This is a genomic window from Frankia sp. KB5 (genome assembly GCF_002099325.1).
GTDB lineage: Bacteria > Actinomycetota > Actinomycetes > Frankiales > Frankiaceae > Frankia > Frankia casuarinae.
On the sequence record NZ_MRUJ01000349.1, the window covers coordinates 1 to 2615 of the forward strand.

Consider the following 2615-nt stretch of genomic DNA (forward strand, 5'->3'; position numbering starts at 1 on the left):
CTCGACCCCGCTGACGCCTCCGCGGCCGCTCTGGCCGGGGCCTATCACCACCGGTGGGAACACGAGGCGAGCCACCTACGATGCCTCTCAAGTTGTGATCGTTTTTCATGTCTGGGTTCCTTCCTCGTGTGGTCCCGTCCGTTCGGCGGGGGGTGCGGTCCAGCGGGCGCGGGTGTAGTAGCCGGGCGGGCGGTCGCGGCGTTCGCGTAGCCGTCGCATCTCGGCGTCGTCGGCGACGATGACCCAGGATCTGCCGTCGGGGTGGCGCTGGGCGGTGATCCATCCCCGGTAGATCCAGTTGTAGATGGTGGCGGTCGGCATCTGAAGAGCGACGGCGAGTTCGGCCACCGAGTACCGGTCGGGCCCGAGGTTGGTCAGGGCGGTGCGGGTGCCGCGGGGGTGGTGGACCCTGATGCCCAGCCGGCGGGTCAGGGTGAGGATCTGGCCGGGGCCGAAGCGGTCGGTGCGTTTGGGCGGGCGTAGCCCGTCGGCGTTGAGCGCCTCGGCGATCTGGCGGCTGGACAGGCCACGTCCGGCCAGTTCGGTGACCCGTTCGACCAGCCGCGGGTAGTAGGACAGCTGGTCGAGGCGGGCGACCGGGCGGGTGGCGCGGCCGTGGGTCTGGTGCCCGCCGGCCCAGGTGATGGTCACGTCCACCAGTTCGCTGTCGCCGACGGTCGCCACCGTGACCGCCTCGACCAGGGTGCGCAGGAGTTCCTTACGGTCGGCCTGGCTGGTGGTCTCGGCGTCCCACAGCGCCGGCAGGTCGCGGGCCAGGGCGGCGAGGGAGCCGCGTTCGGCGGCACTTAGGCGTACCGGCCGGGACTCGGTGAAGCGCTGGTAGCCGGCCTCGAGCCGGCCGAGTTCGGCCAGCGCCGTCTCCCAGTCGGTTTCCAGCTGGCGGACGACCAGACGGTTCTCGGGTTCGGCGAGCTGGTACTGGCGCCGTGCCCGGTCGGCGGCGTAGCGGGCGCGTTCCAGCCGCTGGCGCCACAACGTGTCCAGCTCGGCCCGTTCCGCCTCGGCCTGGGCCGCGGCGTGCAGGGAGACCTCGAGGGCGGCCGGGGCGACGGCGTCGAGCAGCTGGCCGGCCACGTACCGATCGAGCGCCGGCCCGGCGATGTGCTGGCAGGGACGGCCGGTGCCGTAGTTAACGGGTAGGTAGGCGCAGTGGTAGTTGTGCGCGGGGAAGCGGCTGGGCGGACTGTGGTAGCTGACCGTCATCCGGTGGCCGCCGCAGCGTCCGCAGCGCAGCAGGCCCGCGAGCAGCGCCGACCCCTCCCGCGCAGCCCCGGGACAGGCGGCGACCTGCCGGTTGGCGTCCAGGCGGGCCAGGTTCGCCGCGTACCGGTCCCGGCTGATGTAGGCCGGCACCCGGTCGGGCAGCAGCACGTCCCAGTCGTCCATGCAACGCACCACCCGCCCCGTGCCAGGCCGGCCGGGTCGCTTGCGCCGCGCGTCGGTCCGGCGCCGGCCATAGGCGTAGTACCCGGCGTAGGCGGGGTTGTGCAGCATGATCTGGAGGGTTTCCCGGGTCGGCCGAGCCCAGGCCAGCTCGCCCTTGTCCGGGCCGGACCGGCTGCGCACCGGCAGCTGGACACCGTTGTCGGCCAGGTGGCGCAGCACCGCGTTGAGCGTGCCGAGCCGGTCGAACAGGTCGAAGACCAGCCGCACCGTGCTCCGGGCCTGCTCGTCCGGGTCGAAGACCACCTCCCCCGACGGCCGGCGCACGTAGCCGATCGGCAATGGCACGGCCAGCTCGCCGCGTTCGGCCTTGGCCAGCTTCCCGCCCGCCATCCGCTGCCGGATCAGGTGCAGCTCACACTCGCTGATCGTTCCCTTGAGACCCAGCAGCAGCCGGTCGTTGTAGTAGCCCGGGTCGTAGACCCCGTCGGGGTCGGCGAGCAGGGTCCCCGACAGCGAGCACAGCTCGATCAGCTGGTGCCAGTCGCGGCCGGTGCGGGCCAGCCGGGACATCTCGGTCCCCAGCACCAGGCCGACCCGCCCCATCGTCACCTCGGTGACCAGCCGGGCGAACCCCGCCCGGGAGTCGGCCACCGCGGCCGACACTCCCAGGTCGTCGTCGATGACCTCCACCCGCGAGCGCGCCCAGCCCAGCGCCACGGCCCGCTCGGCCAGCGCGTACTGCATCCGGGTCGACTCCGCGTGCTCAAGGACCTGCCGCTGGCTGGACTGGCGGACGTAGACGACCGCCGCCCGGTCCCTATGCTCCGGCCGGATCCGGTTCTCCGACCGGCCCCACACCGGCGCCCGCGGGGTCACCGGTCCCGCTCCCGCTCACCGCGGCCCGCGTCGCCCAGGCCGCGAGCAGGCGCACCGCCCTCGCCCGCCGCCCGGCGGGGAGCCTCGGCCACACCGCCGACTGGGGGGCTMGCCGCGCTCATCGGACATACGCCATCATTCCCGGTCTCGTCCGCCGCCGCTCGCAGACGGTCGACCAGGGCCGCCAGCCGCAGCAGCGCATCCACGCTGATTATCGGGCCCCCGGCCGAGAGCCCGCCATCTTCAGACGCACTGTGGGTGGTCGACTGAACTGGCCAACAGACAGGTCAAGACCTACCTGCGCGGCCCGGGTAAGGTCCTGCGTTCCCAGT

2 protein-coding genes are annotated in these 2615 nt (G+C 73.0%); both read right to left on the minus strand.

Going from position 1 to position 2615, the window contains the following annotated elements:
• Positions 1-105: 105 nt before the first annotated feature.
• The gene (locus KBI5_RS24110; RefSeq protein ID WP_085016578.1) at positions 106-2283 is read right to left on the minus strand and encodes a recombinase family protein; all 2178 of its coding nucleotides are present in this window, start codon (positions 2281-2283) and stop codon (positions 106-108) included.
• Positions 2280-2489, minus strand: a complete 210-nt coding sequence (locus tag KBI5_RS27430) for a hypothetical protein (RefSeq protein ID WP_085016579.1) — start codon at positions 2487-2489, stop codon at positions 2280-2282. The genes KBI5_RS24110 and KBI5_RS27430 overlap by 4 nt, the downstream gene beginning before the upstream one ends.
• Positions 2490-2615: the final 126 nt, after the last annotated feature.